Annotated in this window: 14 protein-coding genes and 1 pseudogene; 12 read left to right on the top strand and 3 right to left on the bottom strand. The window is 70.8% G+C overall.

Going from position 1 to position 18,242, the window contains the following annotated elements:
• The coding region (locus BZY54_RS43675; protein ID WP_244217622.1) for a PAS domain-containing protein at window positions 1-1,198 on the bottom strand (1,198 nt) is incomplete at its 3' end.
• 662 nt (window positions 1,199-1,860) lie between these two features.
• Here BZY54_RS43675 and BZY54_RS43670 point away from each other — a divergent pair.
• From BZY54_RS43670 to BZY54_RS43645, 6 genes and pseudogenes are all read left to right on the top strand, one after another.
• Entirely contained in the window at window positions 1,861-3,219 is a 1,359-nt protein-coding gene (locus BZY54_RS43670; protein WP_086730909.1) for an MBL fold metallo-hydrolase, read from the top strand.
• A gap of 44 nt (window positions 3,220-3,263) precedes the next feature.
• Window positions 3,264-3,629, top strand: coding sequence for a rhodanese-like domain-containing protein (locus BZY54_RS43665; RefSeq protein WP_086730908.1), 366 nt, complete (start codon window positions 3,264-3,266; stop codon window positions 3,627-3,629).
• Window positions 3,626-4,369, top strand: coding sequence for a sulfite exporter TauE/SafE family protein (locus BZY54_RS43660; protein ID WP_086730907.1), 744 nt, complete (start codon window positions 3,626-3,628; stop codon window positions 4,367-4,369). Before BZY54_RS43665 ends, BZY54_RS43660 begins: the two co-directional genes overlap by 4 nt.
• A 262-nt stretch (window positions 4,370-4,631) precedes the next feature.
• On the top strand, window positions 4,632-5,207 hold the full coding sequence (locus BZY54_RS43655; protein ID WP_086730906.1) for a rhodanese-like domain-containing protein: 576 nt from the start codon (window positions 4,632-4,634) through the stop codon (window positions 5,205-5,207).
• A gap of 251 nt (window positions 5,208-5,458) precedes the next feature.
• A pseudogene (locus BZY54_RS54150) lies at window positions 5,459-5,698 on the top strand (MFS transporter); the annotation flags it as partial.
• A gap of 334 nt (window positions 5,699-6,032) precedes the next feature.
• Complete coding sequence (locus BZY54_RS43645) at window positions 6,033-6,290, top strand: hypothetical protein (protein ID WP_086730905.1); 258 nt, start codon at window positions 6,033-6,035, stop codon at window positions 6,288-6,290.
• Window positions 6,291-6,355: 65 nt separating this feature from the next.
• Here BZY54_RS43645 and BZY54_RS43640 read toward each other — a convergent pair whose 3' ends face one another.
• Both BZY54_RS43640 and BZY54_RS43635 read right to left on the bottom strand, forming a co-directional pair.
• Window positions 6,356-7,255, bottom strand: coding sequence for an MBL fold metallo-hydrolase (locus BZY54_RS43640; protein WP_086730904.1), 900 nt, complete (start codon window positions 7,253-7,255; stop codon window positions 6,356-6,358).
• Window positions 7,256-7,806: 551 nt separating this feature from the next.
• The gene (locus BZY54_RS43635) at window positions 7,807-10,065 is read right to left on the bottom strand and encodes a glutaminase family protein (protein ID WP_086730903.1); all 2,259 of its coding nucleotides are present in this window, start codon (window positions 10,063-10,065) and stop codon (window positions 7,807-7,809) included.
• 577 nt (window positions 10,066-10,642) lie between these two features.
• Between BZY54_RS43635 and BZY54_RS43630 the strand changes: the two genes are divergently transcribed.
• The 6 genes from BZY54_RS43630 to BZY54_RS43605 all read left to right on the top strand — a co-directional run bounded on the left by BZY54_RS43630 (window position 10,643) and on the right by BZY54_RS43605 (window position 17,751).
• A complete protein-coding gene (locus tag BZY54_RS43630) occupies window positions 10,643-11,761 on the top strand; it encodes an ABC transporter substrate-binding protein (protein WP_086730902.1) in 1,119 nt (372 codons plus the stop codon).
• A 114-nt stretch (window positions 11,762-11,875) separates the two neighbouring features.
• A complete protein-coding gene (locus BZY54_RS43625) occupies window positions 11,876-13,528 on the top strand; it encodes a sugar ABC transporter ATP-binding protein (RefSeq protein WP_086730901.1) in 1,653 nt (550 codons plus the stop codon).
• The gene (locus BZY54_RS43620) at window positions 13,525-14,490 is read left to right on the top strand and encodes an ABC transporter permease (protein WP_086730900.1); all 966 of its coding nucleotides are present in this window, start codon (window positions 13,525-13,527) and stop codon (window positions 14,488-14,490) included. The genes BZY54_RS43625 and BZY54_RS43620 overlap by 4 nt, the downstream gene beginning before the upstream one ends.
• Window positions 14,487-15,488, top strand: coding sequence for an ABC transporter permease (locus BZY54_RS43615; protein ID WP_086730899.1), 1,002 nt, complete (start codon window positions 14,487-14,489; stop codon window positions 15,486-15,488). The genes BZY54_RS43620 and BZY54_RS43615 overlap by 4 nt, the downstream gene beginning before the upstream one ends.
• A gap of 85 nt (window positions 15,489-15,573) precedes the next feature.
• Entirely contained in the window at window positions 15,574-16,599 is a 1,026-nt protein-coding gene (locus BZY54_RS43610) for a LacI family DNA-binding transcriptional regulator (RefSeq protein ID WP_086730898.1), read from the top strand.
• Between the two features lie 63 nt (window positions 16,600-16,662).
• Complete coding sequence (locus BZY54_RS43605) at window positions 16,663-17,751, top strand: aldose epimerase family protein (RefSeq protein WP_086730910.1); 1,089 nt, start codon at window positions 16,663-16,665, stop codon at window positions 17,749-17,751.
• The last annotated feature ends 491 nt before the right edge of the window (window positions 17,752-18,242 follow it).

The following is an 18,242-nucleotide window of genomic DNA, read 5'->3' as shown; positions in this document are numbered from 1 at the left end:
TGCGGACCGCGGTCCGCAGACGCCCCATGGTGGCGGACGCGCGCAGGCCGTGCCCCACCACATCGCCGACGACGAGCGCCACCCGGGCCCCGGACAGCGGAATCACATCGAACCAGTCGCCGCCCACCCCGGCACGGGAGCGAGCGGGAAGGTAGCGCGAAGCCACCTGCACCGCCTGCTGATCCGCCAGCTGCTGCGGCAGCAGGCTCCGCTGCAGGGCCACGGCGGTGGTGCGCTCACGGGTGTAGCGGCGGGCGTTGTCGACGGCCAAGGCGGCGCGTGCCGCGATTTCCTCGGCGAGGAGCAGATCGTCCTCGGTGAAGGAGGCCCGGCGCCGATGGCGGACGAGCACGGCCACCCCCAGGGTGATGCCGCGCGCACTCAGCGGCACCACCATGACGGAGTGGATCCCATAGGTGCGGACCACCCCGGCGCGCTGCGGGTCGCCCGCCGCCCAGCGATTGATGCCCCGGTCCAGGGTGCGGTGGAGAGAGGACCGGCCGGTGACCAGGGCGCGGGCGGGCGGCGAGGTCTGCGGGTAATAGTCCACCCCACCGACTCTGATCACCGACTCGGGGACGCCCGGCAGGACCGACTGGTGCGCGGCACGCAGCAGGGCCACACCCTCGGCGGACGGCCTGGGCTCCACGCCGCGGAAGAGCGAGTCCAGCAGGTCGACGGCGACGAAGTCGGCCAGCCGGCCGGCCACCACATCGGCCATCTCCTGAGCGGTCTGTGTCACGTCCAGCGTGCTGCCCACCCGGGCACTGACCTCGCTCATCAGCGCAAGGCGCTCCCGGGCCCCGTACTCCGCGGTGGTGTCCACCGCGATGACCTGCACACGGCACACCTGGCCGGCCGCATCCCTGAGCGGGGACAAAGTCACCGACCAGACCCGCTCGCCGGGCTCGGCCCGGGAGTCGGCGTACACCTCCAGGTGCTGGACTCCGCCCGTCCTGAACACCTGGCGCATCCCGCCTTCCACCTCCTCGTAGGCGGAACCGGGCATGAGCTGCGTGAACCGCCGACCGCGCATCTGATCCTCGGTCAGGCCGACCGCTTGGGTCATGCCCCCGCTCGCGCGCAGGATTCGCAGCTCGGCGTCGCAGATCGCCACCGGCACATGGCACTGGGTGAACGCCTCCTCCACCATCGCGTCCCCCGCGCGCTGATGCGACTGCTCCATAGGCGTGGACACGATCGGCCCTCCACGGTCCGGTGACGGACGCCCCACCCCATAGTCCTGCTTACCGCTCTTTGCCCACCTGCGCAGGTCGCCCGAAGATCCACCGCGTCGAACCTCCGGACACGGCACGCCGACCACAGGAGCCGGAGCTACGGGGCCCGATGCCGAATGACTCGGGTGGGCATCCCATGTGCCTTACCCAGGCACATACCCGCGGGGGTATTTGACCCACCTCCCGGGATCGCCGTAACCTCGCCCTAGGTAAACCCCCGGGGGTATTTGAGCAGGCAACCACTGGCAGCAACCACACAGCCATCCGCCTCACGGCCTCAGGGCCGGACGTCGCGACATGTGGGCCTTCAAGCGGTACGTCCTGCCGCAGGTGTAGTGGCACGACATGCCGACCGGCCGTCTCCGACCGACCGGCCCGCCCCCCGACCCGGGCCGGCCTCCCCGGTGCCCGGCCGGTCTCCCCTGCACCCGAGCCGACCTGCCCCGTGCCCGGCGGACATGGCGGGATACCCGGCAGACGCGGCGAGCCGCGCACGGCCGACGCCGGCCGGTGCAGCCCGCCGGGGCGATATTCTCAGACACCGGAGAATACCCCCGGGGGTATTAGTGTTATGGTGGACGCATACCCCGGGGGGTAATTCCAGCGGGAAGGAAACGTCTCCGTGTTCTTCATCGACACCATCGGCCTCGAGGGCCTCGGCAACCGCAGCTACCTCGCCGGCGGCCGGCGGACGGCCGTAGCCGTCGACCCGCCCCGCGACTTCGACCAGGTGCTGGCGGTCGCCGCACGTCGCGGCGTGCGGATCTCGCATGTGGTGGAGACCCACATCCACAACGACTACGTCACCGGCGGTCTGGAGCTGGCCCGGGCGACCGGTGCCACCTATCTGGTGCCGGCCGGGGCGCACGTCTCGTTCGCGCGGGTGCCGGTGGCCGACGGCGACACCGTCACCGTCGACAGCGGGCTGGAGCTGCGCGCCGTGGCCACGCCGGGCCACACCCCGCACCACACCTCCTACGTCCTTCGGGAGGACGGACGGCCGGTGGCGGCGTTCACGGGCGGATCCCTGCTGATCGGCACGGTGGGCCGGCCGGACCTGGTCGAGCCGCGGCTGACCGAGCGGCTGGCCCGCGCCCAGCACGCCTCCGCACACCGTCTGGCGGCCGAGCTGCCGGACGAGACGGCCGTGCTGCCCACACACGGCTTCGGCAGCTTCTGCTCCTCGGCGCAGGCCGAGGGGGACGCCACCACCATCGGCAAGGAGAAGTCCGTCAACGCGGCGCTGACCACGGACGTCGACTCCTTCGTCGCGCGGTTGCTCGCCGAGCTCGACGACATCCCCGCGTACTACACGCACATGAGCCCGGCCAACGCCGCGGGCCCCGCACCCGTGGACCTGACCCCGCCGGACGTCGCCGACGCCGAGGAGATCGCCGCCCGGCTGGCAGCCGGCGAGTGGGTCGTGGACCTGCGCAGCCGGGTCGCGTTCGCCGAGGGCCACGTCGCGGGTTCCTTCAACTTCGAGGCCGAAGGCAAGATCGCCACGTACCTCGCCTGGATGATCCCGTGGGGCAAGCCCGTGACTCTCCTCGCCGAGTCCCCCGAGCAGCTGGCGGCCGCCCAGCGCGAACTCGTCCGGGTCGGCATCGACCGGCCCGCCGCCGCCGCGACCGGTGCACCGCAGGAATGGGTGCCCGAAGGTGAGAGCCCCACCTCCTTCCCGCGCTCCACGTTCGCGGGCCTGGCCGAGCACGGCATGGACGACATCGTCGTCCTGGACGTACGACGCGGCTCCGAGCGCGCCGCCGGCTACATCGAGGGCTCCGTTCACATCCCGATCCACCAGCTGCACAAGTGCCTGGGCGAGGTGCCGGCCGGAACCGTCTGGGTGCACTGCGCCGGCGGGATGCGGGCGGCCATCGCCGCGTCGCTGCTGGACGCCGCGGGCCGTGACGTCGTGGCCGTCGACGACGGCTTCGACGCGGCCGGGCGCGTCGGCCTGACCGTCGTCACCGGCTGACCCGGCGCGTTCGGTCACCCCCAGAACTCTTCAGAGGTTGTGTGATGTCCCTATTCCGTCGTGACGCGGAGCGCGTCACCGTGGCCGAGGCCCACCGGCGCACCCAGGCCGCCGACGCCGCGGCCGTCCTGCTGGACGTGCGCGAGCAGGTCGAGTGGGAGGCCGGGCACGCGCCTGGTGCCGTCCACGTGCCGCTGTCCCGGCTGGCCGCCGGCGAGGCGCTGCCCGGCGTGGCCCAGACACGGCCGCTGGTGGTGATCTGCCGCAGCGGGCGCCGCTCGCAGCAGGCCGCCGAACTGCTGGCCGCGCGAGGCGCCGACGCCGTCGACGTGAAAGGCGGCATGCAGGCGTGGGCAGCTGCCGGTCACCTCGTCATCGACGAACGTGGGAACAACGGCTCGATAGCATGACCGCTCTGATTCTCGCGCTCGTCGCCGGGGCCGTCATCGGCCTGGCCCTGGGCGGCCTCGGCGGAGGCGGCAGCGTCCTCGCCGTGCCCGCCCTGATCTACCTGCTCCACTTCACCCCTGCGGAAGCGACGACGGCCGCCCTGGTCATCGTCACTCTCACCTCGGTCACGGCACTGAGCGCCCATGCCCGGGACGGCAACGTCGCCTGGCGCACGGGATCGCTGTTCGCCGCGGCGGGCATCGTGCCGGCGGTGATCGCCGGGGCTGCCTCAGGCCACCTGCCCGAGACCCTGCTGACCGGCGCCTTCGCCGTCATTGCCGGGCTCGCCGCGCTGCGCATGCTGCGGCCCGCGCGAACCGAGCCGTCCGGTCAGGCGCAGCCCGGCAAGGCCGGAGCGGCCGGCGCCGGACTCGGCGCGGTCACCGGATTCCTCGGCGTGGGCGGCGGTTTCCTGGCCGTGCCCACGCTCGTGAGCGTGCTCGGACTGACCATGCGCCGGGCGGTCGGCACCAGCCTGCTGGTCATCACGATCAACTCCCTGGCTGCCCTCGGCGCCCGGGCCGGCACCGGCGTGCGGCTGGACTGGGCGGTCGTCGCACCGTTCACCGCGGCGGCGATCCTGGGCGCCTGGGACGGCAAACGCCTGTCACACAGGATCAAGGGCAGGACACTGCAACGGATCTTCGCCTACGTACTGCTCGCGGTCGCCGCCTACATGCTCGTCGATGTCCTCATCTGACCACGCCGGCACAGTGCGTCGCCTGGGCGGCAGGGCGTCCGGCCAGGGAGAGGAAGGGCCCCCTCCGGAGATCCTCCCCTGCGCCCGGCACAGCCGGTCCGGCACCGACGGCGGCTCCGCACCCGCCGGATCGAGTTCCACGCCCACTTCTCACAGACACCCCACCGGGATCGAGTTCCACGCCCACTTCTCACAGACACCCCACGGGGTACAAGCTCTCCCCCACCCGGAACAATCTCGACACCCAAGGATGACATTCGCCATGACCACCCCCGCCACCCTCGACCCCCGCCAGGCCAGCAGCCGCCTGCACGAACTCACCGTCATCGACGTCCGCACCCCCGGCGAGTACGCCGGCGGTCACATCCCCGGCGCCCTGAACGTCCCCCTGGGCCAGCTCGACCGGGCACTGCCCGACATCCGCACCGCCGCGCAACGCGGCGAGGTCCTTGTCGTCTGCGCCTCGGGCGCCCGCTCCGAGAACGCCTGCCGGGTACTGGCGGAGAACGGCATCCACACCGCCACGCTCGCCGGAGGCACCGGCGCCTGGGCCGCCCAGGGCCACGACCTGCACCACCCCGAGGGCGTCCGGAAGGCGACGTGGGGCATGGAGCGCCAGGTCCGCCTCGTCGCCGGTTCGACCGTTCTGCTCGGCCTGGCGCTGGGCGAGGTGGTCCACCCGGCCTTCCGGCTGCTGTCCGCCGGCATCGCCGGCGGCCTGGTCTTCTCCGCCGTGACCAACACCTGCGGCATGGCCGCCGTGCTCGCCAAGCTCCCGTACAACCGACCCGGCAAGGCCGACCTCGACGCGACGCTGGCACGCCTGCGCGGCAACTGACCGCGCGACAGCGGTGTGCGCACAGGCCGCTCCCCCTGCCACTCCTGTGCGGCCGGGGGCGGCTGAGCCCGGCGTGGGAACCGCCGGGCTCAGCCGCGTCGTGCGGTGGTCACCGTTCTCGGTGCGGCGGACGCCTTCGCGCAGCTCGTCCGCGCCGGCACGGTTCTCAACCTCGCAGCCGTCGGCCTGGCAATGACAGCCCGTGGGGCGACGGCCGCAACCCGCCTCACGGGCTGTCATACGCCCACGCGAGAAGTGCCGTCCTGACCTTCCAGGCCTATCTCGCCCTTCCGCTCGCCGCGACCGACGCTCTCGGCGGCGGGGGCACAGCGGTCACGAGCGGACTGTTCGCCGTCTCGGCGGCCGTCGCCGTGGCCGGCCAACTGCGGCTTACCGGCTGGGCCGAGAACCGCTGGCAACCCAGGGAGGCCCTGGTGCGCGGGCTGGCGGCGATGGGGCTCGCGCTCGTGCCGCTCGCCCTGAGTCCTCGGGATGACCGGACGCCTCACCGCACCACGGCCGCAGCCTGTCACAGCGTAGGCCGCGGCCCCTGCTGCCGCACGAACACACCGAGGAACTCGAGTTCCACCCCGCGCTTGTGCCCGCCCTCGGCGGCCCTGGGGCCACCGCCACCATGAGCCGGAGGGCGGGCGGGAGCCGGCCGAGCAGGTCGGTGTCGCAGTGGACACCGTGCGGTGGGAAGTCGAGTATCTGCGGCAGGCGGGCTGGTCGTGACGCTGTCCGCGAAGTGAGTGTTCATCACGGAACAGCCGTAACCGTCCGGTTCATGGCTCGTTGTCAGCCCCCTCCACTACGATCGGTGGTATGTCCTCCACTCCCCTGACGCAGGGTCCGGTGCGGCCTGCCGCCGTGGTGAACGCGGACATTCGCGCGCTGATGCTGGCGGCGGGTGGCCGGCTGCGCGCCGAGGACCGGGCGGTGTATCAGGGGCTCGTCGACGAGTGGAACGTGGCGACAGCACAGGAGCGGGCACTCGGGGACGTCGTGACCGCGGCGCACGCCGACACACGAGCGCCCCGCCTACCGGCACCAGGCGGGGCTCAGCTCTGCGAGTGCGGCTGAGGAATGCGGGGGCTTGCAGGTCGCGTCGCATGCCGTCTCCCGTCCTGGCCCCCGCCCATGGGACCTCACCGCCATGCCGCCCACTCCTTCACCGCGAACCGGTCGCCGACACGTTGCACTTCGGCTGCGCCCGGCCCGGGGAAGTGCGCGGGGAACAGCAGGGCACGCCGGTCCGCGGCCTCTCCCAACGCCCGGCCCCGGCTCTCCCGTGCGCGGGGCTCGTCCTCGTCGAAGCTGGGGCAGTCGTCCGGCTCCACGATCTGCAGCGGGCTGTGCAGCAGGTCCCCGGCGAACACCGCCCGGTCCGAGCCCGACCGCAGCCATACGACGGAGGAGCCAGGCGTATGACCGGGGGCGGGCTCGATACGGAGCCGGGCGTCGATGTCGTAGTGGTCGCCCTCCCAGAGCACGGTCTGTCCGGCCCGGTGCACGGGGGCGACGCTGTCCTCGAAGACGTTGGCCATCCGGGGGCCGGAGCGGGTCCGGTGTCCGTTGGCCGGGTTCCAGTAGTCGAAGTCGGCGCGCGAGATGACGTACTGGGCGTTGGGGAAGGTCGGTCGCCACTCTCCGTCGTCTGTCAGGCGGGTGTTCCAGCCGACGTGGTCGCTGTGGACATGTGTGCAGATCACGGTGTCCACGTCCTGCGGTCGAATGCCTGCTGCGGCCAGCTCTCCCAGGTAGTGGGTGTTCAGATGGTGGAATGCGGGCATGGCCGGGCGCTCCCGGTCGTTGCCGACGCCGGTGTCGATCAGGATCGTTCGGCCCTCGCTGCGGATCAGCCAGGTCTGGATCACGAGGCGGATCTCGTCGGCGGCCGGGTCCAGGAAGGTGGGGGCGAGCCAGTTCTCGTGCGCCTGCCAGTGCTCGACGGGCACGTCAGGGAAGACGCGCTCGCGGGGGCGGCCTTTGGCGGGCAGCTCCACCACACGGGTGATCTCCACCGTTCCAAGCGTGATGGTGTCCATGAATCCAGGCTGCGCGCCGCATGACACCGGCGCCATCGCGGTGGTGCCGCGCCGGGAATGGCCGACTGTCACGCTCACTGGCCGGCTGCGGCACTCGGGCACAGCCTCCGGATCGTTCTGCCGGTGGGCAGCCTGCCTCCTGGAACCAAGCATGCGGTCGGCCTGGGGCCCGATCCGCCCCGCTCCGCACCCTGAAGTCCTGGCTCGCCCTGTCCTGGACCGGGTACGGCGGCAGATCGTCGCGGCCGATCGGCGCGAGGCTGAGCGGCAGCACGGCGGGCAGGCCCGGCCGCCGGTGCCGGAGCGGACTCTCGAGCGCGGCCGCAACCGGGATAGCCCGCCCGTTGCCGTGATGTGCTCCAGGACCGAGATCAACTACGGGTTATCATCTCACTGACCTGGTGTGATGAGCATCGCCAGCGGACGCGGGCCGCTCTTCACGGGCCGGGGGATCTTGCTGTTCAACCCTCCCGCTCGGTGGGAGCTGCCATGGCGCGACGCAGGCGCCGGCGGTGGAGGGACCATCGCCGGCACCGTTCGAGGTGGCCCCGTCAGGAGCGCAGGCTCAGCAGCGCGAAAACGCCGCCGACCACCGGTCGGGCCTGGAAGCCGCTCTGAGTGTTCGCCGTGGTGTCGTACCAGTCGGTGAACGGCGCGCGCGAGGGAGAGGTGTTCGCGAACTGGTAGAGCGCGGAGACCAGCAGGTGGCTGACCGGGTGGTCGTGCAGCCACGCCGCCGTCCACATCTCCCAGTCACCCTTGGTGTAGCTGTGCCGCACGTCCAGTGGAATGCCGAACTGGTTGGCCTGCGACAGGTACCAGTCGCCCTCCTTCTGGGCCACCTCGCGCGGCACGAGGTTCAGCCCGAGCAGCACGTCGGGGTAGCCGTTGTACTTCAGGCTCCAGGTGCCGGGCTGGTCGTAGGCGAGCTTGAGGTGGTCCCTTTCGGTGTCCTGGGCCTTGTCCACCCACTGGCCGATGTAGTCCTGGGCGATGCCGGCGTAGTGGTCGGCGTCCGAGGAGTTGCCTGCCGCGGTCGCGATCTTCCCCATGGCGCCGATGGCCAGGATGCCCTTCAGGGCGAGGTTCGCGCTGTGCGCGATGAAGCCGGTGAAGTCGTCGGTCTGGTTCTGGTAGCCCGGGTCGAGCGCGTTGTCCACCAGGTAGTCGGCCCACTGCTTGAGGATCGTGTAGTGCGCGGACGCGAAGGCGCGGGCTGTGGCGGAGCTGCTGCGCGCGAGGTAGGCGGCGGTCATCAGCAGCATGTTGGCGGACTCCTCGACCGGCATGTCCTCCTCGTTGCCGTCGTTGTGCCCGGTCGCGTTGGGGTAGCTGGAGCCGAGGTCGTGCTCGGCGAACTTCTTGGGCCAGCCGCCGTTCTCCGAGTAGTCGAAGAGCGGTTCCAGGATCAGGCCGAGGTACTGCGGGTCCAGGTAGAGGAACACCGGCATCGCGGGGTAGGTCACGTCGATGGTCGAGACGTTGCCGTCGGAGGAGATCTCCTTCAGGAACGCCCAGGGCTTGCCCTTCCGGCTGACCAGTTCGGTGCCCGCGTACGCCTGCCGCAGCGAAAGCGCGCACAACGCGGCGTACTTGGCGCCGCCCGCGGCCGTCGCCTCCTTCCGCACCTTGTGGTCCAGGTCCGCGGTGCGCTTCTGTGCCGCGGTCGCGTCGGAGTGGAAGAAGGCGGCCATGTCCTGCCAGCTCGACCAGTAGGACTTCCACAGCGGCGGCAGCTGCTCTCCGAGGTAGCTGACGGCGGGCTCGCGGACATGGCCGACCGACAGGACTGCGCTCGTGGAGTCGTGGACGCTGCCCAGGTCGAATCGGAAGGCGAAGACCGGCCAGCTGTCGTTGATGGCGCGCGGCTGGCGGGTGTCGGCGGAGTTGGCCAGTGCCTTCCCCTCCAGGGCGGTGGCGCGCACGGTGGTGTCCGAGCCGATCTGCCAGCTCAGCCCGGAGCGGTTGCTGGCGCTCCACACGACGGTGCCCCAGGCTGCCATGTCGCCGTTCTCCTTGAGGATCCCGGGGCTGTCGGGAGTGAAGGACAGGGCGGTCGCCGTCGTGCCGCCTGAGCCGGACAGCTGCTCCTGGGACCAGCGGATCTTCGTCCCGGAGTTGCCCGAGGCCCACTCACCGGAGATGTCGAAGTACAGCGCGATGTCGTGCGCCTTGCCGTCCAGGCTGCGCACGTCCGCGGCGATGTACGACAGCGGCATCGACTGGCGGCGCAGGTCGCCGGGCTCGACGGGGGACAGGAACGTCAGGGTCAGCTCAGCGCCTCCGGCCTCGAAGACGAACTGCGAGCGGGTCGCGGTGAGCGTCAGCGAGCGCTGCACCACGCCGCGGGAGAGCGGGTGGTCGGCGACGCTCGGCGCGCCCAGGAACAGGTAGTTGGTGCCGTCGACCCGGATGACGCCAGTCATCGCGGTGGTGTGGCCCGTCCAGAACGCCGGCCAGTGGCCGGCCGGCAGGTCGGCGTTCAGCCACGTGCTCAGGTAGGGCGAGCGGACGGCCAGCGGGACGGCCGGGGGTCGGATCGGGTCGAAGGACGGAGTGACCGAGCTGGGGAAGCGTCCGCCGGAGGAGGCGGGGGCGGCCGTCTCCTGCGGCGGCGCGGAAGCGGCCTGCGCGCTCTGCGTGAAGCCCGGCAGCAGGCCGGCGCCGGCCACGCCGAGGCCGGCCACGCCGGTCCACCGCATCAGGCCGCGGCGGCTGAGCCCTCCGGCGGAGGCGCCGGAGCCGACCGGTGAACCAGGGGTGTTCGACTCGTTGACGGGCAGGCCGGCGTTGTCGTTTCTCGGGGTCATTCGGTTCTCCTGGAGGAGCCGCTCGGGGCAAGCGGTGAAGGGCAGGGAAGTCGCGCGAGAGCTGGACGGGCGCGTCGATCTGCCGGAAGGAGCCATGGGGGGAACGCGCGGAGGCCCGGCATCGACCACACGGCAGACATCGAAGGCTGTTCCTACAACGATGGAAAACTGAAGCAGGACGATGACAACACAGCGGTGATGTCATGTCCACCCTTCGGAACCAAAGTATTTCGCGGACGTTTCAGCTCCCTCCCGAGCCGGTCCCGTACCTCCGAACACCCGGTCTTACCTGCGTATTTGGGGATGACGAGGCGTCTGGCCCGGCGACTACAGACGGCCTGAGGGCCGGAATCCGCACCCTCTCGGCCGGGACTTGCGGGTTCATTGCTGAAGCCGATTGCCTTGAAGGCCGCCTGACGTCTTGACAGTTTTCGGCGCTGTCATCCACTGTGCCTCTACATCGTTGTACGAACCTGTCAGGCCAGGTCGCCCACAAGCCCGCCCGGCCGGTTTCCTCTTCGCTCTTCAGCCAGAGCTCCTTACGCCCAGACTTTCTCGACGAGGATGTGATCGGCGCATGTACGCCTCCCTCCGGTCCAAGGCCGTCTCCGCCGCCGTACTGACCGCCAGCCTGTGCCTGGCCGCGACCGCCTGCACGAAGTCCGGCAACGACTCGCCCAAGAACGACGCCGGCGCGAGTGCCGCCGACAACACCGCGGCCGCCCAGCAGCTCGCGACACCCACCGACTCCGCCGGCGGCCCGGGCTGCACGTACCAGAGGTACGGCGGAGGTGTCCCCAAGCTCGACATCACCGACGGCAAGACCGTGGTCGGCTTCTCGCAGTCGGAGTCGACCAGCAACCCCTTCAGAGCCACCGAGACCAAGAGCATCGAGGCGCAGGCCAAGCAGTTGGGCGTCAAGCTCATCGAGCGCAACGCCAACGCCGACGTCAACGCGCAGAACTCGCAGATCGAAGACATGATCGCCCAGGGCGCCAAGGTCCTCATCGTGGCCCCCGAGAACTCCGACGGCCTCGGCCCGGCGCTGGCCAAGGCCAAGGCCAAGAAGATCCCGGTCCTCACCATCGACCGCTCCGTCACCGGAACCGCCTGCACCGACTTCATCGCCTTCGCCGGCTCGAACTTCTACGGCCAGGCGCAGATAGCAGCCGACGACTTGGCGAAGGCCACCGGCAGCAGCGCGCACGTGGCGATCCTGACCGGCAGCCCGGGCAACAACGTCACCACCGACCGGACCAAGGGCTTCGAGGACCAGGTCAAGGCCAAGTACCCGAACATGAAGATCGTGGCCTCCCAGACCGGCAACTTCGCCCAGACAGACGGCCAGAAGGTGATGGAGCAGTTGCTCCAGGCGCACTCCGACATCAATGCTGTCTACGCCGAGAACGACGAGATGGCCCTCGGCGCCATCCAGGCGATCAAGTCTGCCGGGAAGACCCCCGGCAAGGACGTAAAGATCGTCACCATCGACGGCATCTCGCAGATGGTACAGAACGTCGCCGCCGGCCAGGCCGTCGCCGACATCGAGACCAACCCGCGGTTCGGTCCGCTCGCCTTCCAGTCGCTGCAGGACTTCTACGGCACCACCGGCGTACAGCCCAAGGTGATCATCAAGGACGGCCACTTCACGCCCGACAACGCCAAGCAGGCCCTCTCCCAGGGCCTGGTGTACTGACCGAGCCGTCAGCTCCGGTGGCCTCGGAGGTTCCCCTCCCGCGGCCACCGGACCCGCCGCACCGGCTGCCGCGCCGCCCCACCGCACCCGGCAGTCCCGTATGAGGAGGCAGACGTGGTCCAGCAGGACCTCGACACCCCCGGCGACTTCGTCCTGGAAGTCGCCGGGGCGAACAAGACCTTCGCCGGCGTGCACGCGCTGCGCGGCGTGGACTTCGCCCTGCGGCCCGCAGAGGTGCACGCGCTCATCGGCGAGAACGGCGCGGGCAAGTCCACTCTGATCAAAGTGATGACCGGAGTCTACCGACCCGACTCCGGCACGGTACGGCTGGCCGGCCGCGCACGCGACTTCCGCAACCCGCTGGAGGCCCAGGCGGCCGGGATCTCCACCATCTACCAGGAGGTCAACCTCGTCCCCCTGATGTCGATCGCACGCAACCTGTACCTCGGCCGTGAACCGCGCCGCTTCGGGCTCGTCGACGTCGCCCGGATGAACCGCGAGGCCACCGAGGTGCTTGGCCGCTATGGCGTGCACGTCGACGTCACCCGCCCGCTGCGCAGCCTGGGCCTGGGTGCGCAGCAGATGGTGGCGCTGGCCCGTGCGGTGCAGATCGACGCACGGGTGGTCATCATGGACGAGCCCACCTCCTCACTGGAACCGCGCGAGGTGGACACCCTCTTCTCGGTCATCCGCGACCTCAAGGAGCAGGGCATCGCGGTGGTCTACGTGAGCCACCGGCTCGACGAGCTCTACGCGGTCTGCGACCGGGTCACCGTGATGCGCGACGGCGCGGTCGTGCACACCGGCGCGCTCGCCGAACTCCAGCGGCTGCGCCTGGTCTCCCTGATGCTCGGCCGGGAGATGTCCACCGTCCGGGAGAAGGGCACCACCGCCTTCGACACCGAGCGCCACGAACGTCGAGAAGGTCAACCCACCCTTCGCGCAACCAACCTGTCGGTCCGTCACCGGGTCCACGACGTCTCGCTCGACGTTCACCCGGGCGAGGTCGTGGGCCTCGGGGGCCTGCTCGGGGCCGGTCGCAGCGAGACCGCGAAGGCGATCGTCGGCGCGCTCGCCACCGACGGCGGCACCGTCGAGATCGAGGGGCGGGCAATGCACCGGCGCAGCCCCGCCGCCGCCATCCGCGCCGGCGTCGTGATGCTTGCCGAGGACCGCAAGACCGAGGGCATCATTCCCAATCTGTCGGTGCGCGAGAACATCTCGCTCGCCGCGCTGCCGCGCCTGTCGCGCGCGGGACTCGTCTCGCAGGCCAAGCAGGACGAGATCACCACGTTCTTCATGAAGCGGCTGCGGATCAAGGCCTCCAGCCCCGATCAGAAGGTCAGCGACCTGTCCGGTGGCAACCAGCAGAAGGTGCTGCTCGCCCGCTGGCTCTGCCTGAACCCCAAGGTGCTGCTGCTCGACGAGCCGACCCGAGGCATCGACGTCGGCGCCAAGGCCGAGGTGCAGGCGCTGATCGACGAACTCGCCGGCGACGGCCTCGGTGTGCTGTTGATCTCCTCCGACTTGGAGGAGCTGATCGAGGGCTCCGACCGTGTGGTGATCCTCAAGGACGGACGCGTCGTCGGACACCTCGCCGACGAGGAGGTCACCGAGGAAGGCCTGCTCGACGCGCTCGCCACCGCGCCCGAGGAGGCGGAAGGCGAAGCCACCGTGCCCGGCTCCAGCGGCGAGACCCCCGTGGCCGCCGCCACAGAACCGGCCGCGCCGTCCGAGCCCGCCCCCGTCAAGGAGAACCAGCGATGACCTCGCTCACGTGGACCGGCCCCATCGCCGACCGCGCCCGCCTGTTGCGCCTGCTCCAGGAGTACGGCGTCTACGCCGCCCTCGTCGTGCTGTTCTTCGTGGCCGTCGGCCTGGACGCGTCGTTCGTCGAGATGAGCAACCTCCGCGTCCAGCTCTTCCAGCTCGCGCCCACGCTCCTCGTGGCGCTCGGCATGGCCCTGGTCATCGGCACCGAGGGCATCGACCTGTCGGTCGGCGCCGTCATCGCGCTGGCCGCCTCCGTCGTACCGCTGTACGCCGGTTACGGACTCGGCGGAGCACTGCTCGTCGCCCTGCTGCTCGGCGCGGTCTCGGGCGCGGTCGGCGGCGCGATGGTCGCCTTCGCCCGCATCCAGCCCATCGTGGCCACCCTGTCACTGATGATCGGCGTGCGGGGCCTGGCCGAGATCATCAACGGCAACTCCGCCAAGCCCGTCATTCAGCCCGGCATTCTCGACCTCGGCTCGCGCAACATCGCCGGGCTGCCGGAGATGGCGTGGATCGCCGCGGTGTGCGCGCTGCTCACGGGTCTGCTGGTACGCCGTACGACCTTCGGCAGGCAACTGGTGGCCGTAGGGGACAACCGGCAGGCCAGCCGTCTGTCCGGGCTGCCCGTTCGTCGCGTACTGATCACCGTGTACGTGATCTCCGGGGTGCTGGCCGCCCTCGCCGGCGTACTCATCGTCAGCCACGGCGCCGAGGCCGACCCCGCCAACCAGGGCCTGAACATGGAGCTGAACGCCATCACCGCGGTCGTCGTCGGCGGCACCCCGCTGTCGGGCGGCCGGGTGCGGGTGCTCGGCACCGTCGCCGGAGCCCTGTTCATGCAGCTGATCACCGCGGTGCTCACCCAGCACAACGTGCACACGTCGTACACCCAGATCGTCGAGGCGGCCATCATCTGCTTCGCCGTGTACGCCTCCCAGGAGCGTGGTACCCGATGACCTCCACTGTCCTGACGACCGCACAGCCGGGGGCGGACGCCCCGCGCCCCACCCTCGGTGAGCGGATCGCCCCGCAGATCCAGCGGCGCGGCGCGCTGGCCGTGCTGGTGCTGGTGGTCGTCATCGCCTCCGCGACCTCCGACACCTTCGCGACCTGGTCCAACGTCAGCAGCATCCTCGGCAACAACGCGTTCGTGTGGCTGCTGGCCCTCGGCATGACCTTCGTCATCATCACCGGCGGCATCGACCTGTCCGTCGGCTCCATGTACGCGCTCGGCGGAGTGCTCGGGGCCTACGGCTCCACCCACGGCACCTGGCTGGCCGTCCTGCTGCCCCTCGCCGTCGGCGCCGCCTGGGGCACCATACAGGGGCTGCTCGTCGCCCGGGCCCGCATGGCGCCGTTCATCGTCACCCTCGTGGGACTCCTGGGACTGCGCGGCCTGATGCAGGCCATCACCGACGAGGGCGCGACCACCTACCTCGTGCCGCGGCACTCCGCCTTCCGCTCCCTCGGCGCGGGCACCTGGATCCCGGTGCTGATCGTGGCCGTGTTCTTCGCCCTGGGCGCGCTGCTGCTGACCCGCACGCGCTTCGGCGCCACCCTGACCGCGATGGGCGGCAACGAGAACGCGGCTCTGCTGCTCGGCCTGCCGGTGGCCCGCGCCAAGGTGCTGGTCTACCTGCTGTCGGGCACCCTGGCCGCGGCGGCCGGCGCCCTGGGCGGCGCGCGTCTGGGCTCCGGCGTGACCACCATCGGCATCGGCTACGAGCTCACCGCCATCGCCTCGGTCGTCATCGGCGGCACACTGCTCACCGGAGGCAGCGGCTCGGTCAGCGGAACCGTCAGCGGCGTGCTGCTGCTCGCGGTCATCCACAACCTCATCGATCACTACTTCTCGCAGTACGGCTCCGCCTTCACCGACACCGTCAACGGTGCCTTTCTCGCTGTGGTAGTTCTGATGCAGACCCTGCTCAGCCGCACTCAGCAGCTGGAATGAGCACCGGCCGCCGAACCTGACGCGCCCGCAAGGCCGTCCAGCAGGCGGCCGAGACCACCCCTCCGCCCCCTGAGAAAGGATCGCCGTGGGTGCCAGCCTCAAGGATGTCGCGCAGCGCGCCGGTGTGTCGGTGAAGACCGTATCGAACGTGGTCAACGACTACCCGCACGTGACCCCTCAGACCCGTGAGCGGGTCCAGCGAGCCATCGACGAGTTGGGCTACCGGCCCAACCTGACGGCGCGCCACCTGCGCAAGGGCCGCACCGGCCTGATCACACTGGCCATTCCGGAGCTGGGCAACCCCTACTTCGCGGAGGTCGCGGGCGCAGTGATCGACGTGGCCGCCCGGCACGACCTCACGGTGCTGCTCGACCACACCGCGGGGCTGCGGGAGAAGGAGTTGCTCGTCTCGCAGGGCTTCCGCTCGCATGTCATCGACGGGCTGATCCTCAGCCCGATCGGACTGGAGCCCGAGGACCTCCTGGCCCGGCCCGAGGGCCCGCCCATGGTGCTGCTGGGCGAGCGCGAGTACGACGCCCCCTACGACCACATCATGATCGACAACGTGGGTGCGGCCCGGATCGCGGTGCGCCATCTGCTCGACCTCGGCCGGCGCCGGGTGGCCTTCCTCGGCGCACGCCGCGAGAGCGCCCGCCAGCCCGCCCACCTACGGCTGCGCGGCTGGCGGGAGGCGATCACCGCGGCCGGCCTGGTCCCCGACGAGTCCATGGTGGTGGCCACCGAGGGCTACGACCGGGCCGACGGCGCCGCCGCGATGGCCGCCCTGCTCGACCGGGACGAGCGCCCCGACGCCGTCTTCGCCTACAACGACCTGGTCGCACTCGGCGCCATGCGCACCCTGGTCGAACGCGGCCTGCGGGTACCCGACGACATCGCGGTGGTCGGCTTCGACGACATCGAGGAGGCACGCTACGGAGCGGTGTCGCTCAGCACCGTCGCCCCCGACAAGTCCGGCCTCGCCCGCCTCGCCGTTGAGTGCCTGGTGGAGCGGATCGCCGATCGGGGGAAGGACGAGCCGCTTCCGCCCCGCCGGATCCTGCCCGGCTACCGGCTGATCGTGCGCGAGTCCACCGCGATCCGCAGACCCTGACCGGCACCACCCTCAGCGCCGCCACCCCCATCACACCGACGACGACCGAGGAAGGCGATCTTGATACCCCACCCCACCCTGACCGGCTCACCGTTCGGCACCGCGCCCGACGGCACACCGGTGCACCGCTGGCGGCTGGACTCCGGCAGCGGGGTCAGCGCGGACGTGCTCACCTTCGGCGGCATCGTGTCCAGCCTGCGGGTACCGGCGCCCTCCGGATGCGTCGACGACATCGTGCTCGGCCTGCCCGGCATGGCGGAGTACTCCGCGCCCAACCCCTACTTCGGCGCGCTCGTCGGCCGCTACGGCAACCGCATCGCCCACGGCGAGTTCATCCTCGACGGAGAGACCCACCGCGTACCCGCCACCGACCGCGGTCACGCGCTGCACGGCGGCCCCGACGGCTTCCATCGGCGGCTCTGGAAGGGCAGCCCGGCATCCGGCAACCGCTCCGATCTTGCCGCGCTGCGGCTGGAACTGCGCAGCGTCGACGGCGACATGGGATTTCCCGGCACCCTGGACGTCGAGGTCACCTACAGCCTCGACCGCAGCGGCACCCTTGCCATCGACTACCGGGCCCGCACCGACCGTGCCACCGTGGTCAACCTCACCAACCACTCCTACTTCAACCTCGCCGGAGCCGGCCACGGAAACGTGCTCGGCCACACTTTGGAACTGGAATCCGACGCGTACCTGCCGGTGACCGCCGGGGCGATCCCGCTCGGCCCGCCCGCGCCCACCGCCGGCACCCCCTTCGACTTCCGCACCGCCCGCCCGATCGGCGATCGGATCGACGAGGAGGACGACCAACTGACCTCCGCCGGAGGCTACGACCACTGCTGGGTGCTCGCCCCGGCGGGCGCCCCCGGCGCGCTGCGCCGCGCGGCCCGCCTGGCCGACCCCGAAAGCGGCCGGCGGATGGAGGTATGGACCACCGAGCCCGGCCTTCAGGTCTACACCGGCAACACCCTGGACGGATCGCTCGCCGGAACCGACGCCAAGCCCTACGAGCGCCACGGCGCCGTGTGCCTGGAGACCCAGCACTTTCCCGACTCACCCAACCGGCCGGAGTACCCGCGCACGGTCCTGCGACCGGGTGAGGAGTACCGCACTCGCACCGAGTTCCGCTTCCCCCACCTGACACTGTCCTGAGGGCCATGACAGGGCCGTCCGCGATGTGACGGCGGAAAAACGTCATCACCCCGAAGGTGCGGGATCGAACGGGGCGGTCTCGGCCGGGCTCGACCATTCGATCAGCGCTCTCCCCCGCTTCGCGCACACCTCGTCCTCCCGCGCACTCTTCACCGACTGCCATCAGACACGCCGACGGGCCGTCATAGGCACCTCAGGCACGGACCGTCAACGGCCGCGTCTTCGCCCCGCTCTTACCGCACACCTGACGCGATCGAACGGCAGGACCACACCGCGCGACTGCGCCGGCCCCGTGCCGGCCGCCCAGTGCCACCCCGCCACATGCCCCTGCACTGTTCCGCACGACCGCTGGACGCGGTCCTTGACCAGGAGGGACACCCCATGGAACGCCGCACGTTCCTGACCAGATCCATGTCTGCCGCCGGTGCCGTCGCACTGACCGGCGCCGCCGCACCCGCGCAGGCCTTGTCGGACTGGGGGACGACAAGGCC

Origin of the sequence: Streptomyces carpinensis (assembly GCF_002154505.1) — a bacterium.
GTDB classification, from domain to species: domain Bacteria; phylum Actinomycetota; class Actinomycetes; order Streptomycetales; family Streptomycetaceae; genus Streptomyces; species Streptomyces carpinensis.
The sequence above is the reverse complement of the archived record's forward strand: the minus strand, read 5'-3'. Positions and strand labels throughout refer to the sequence as shown.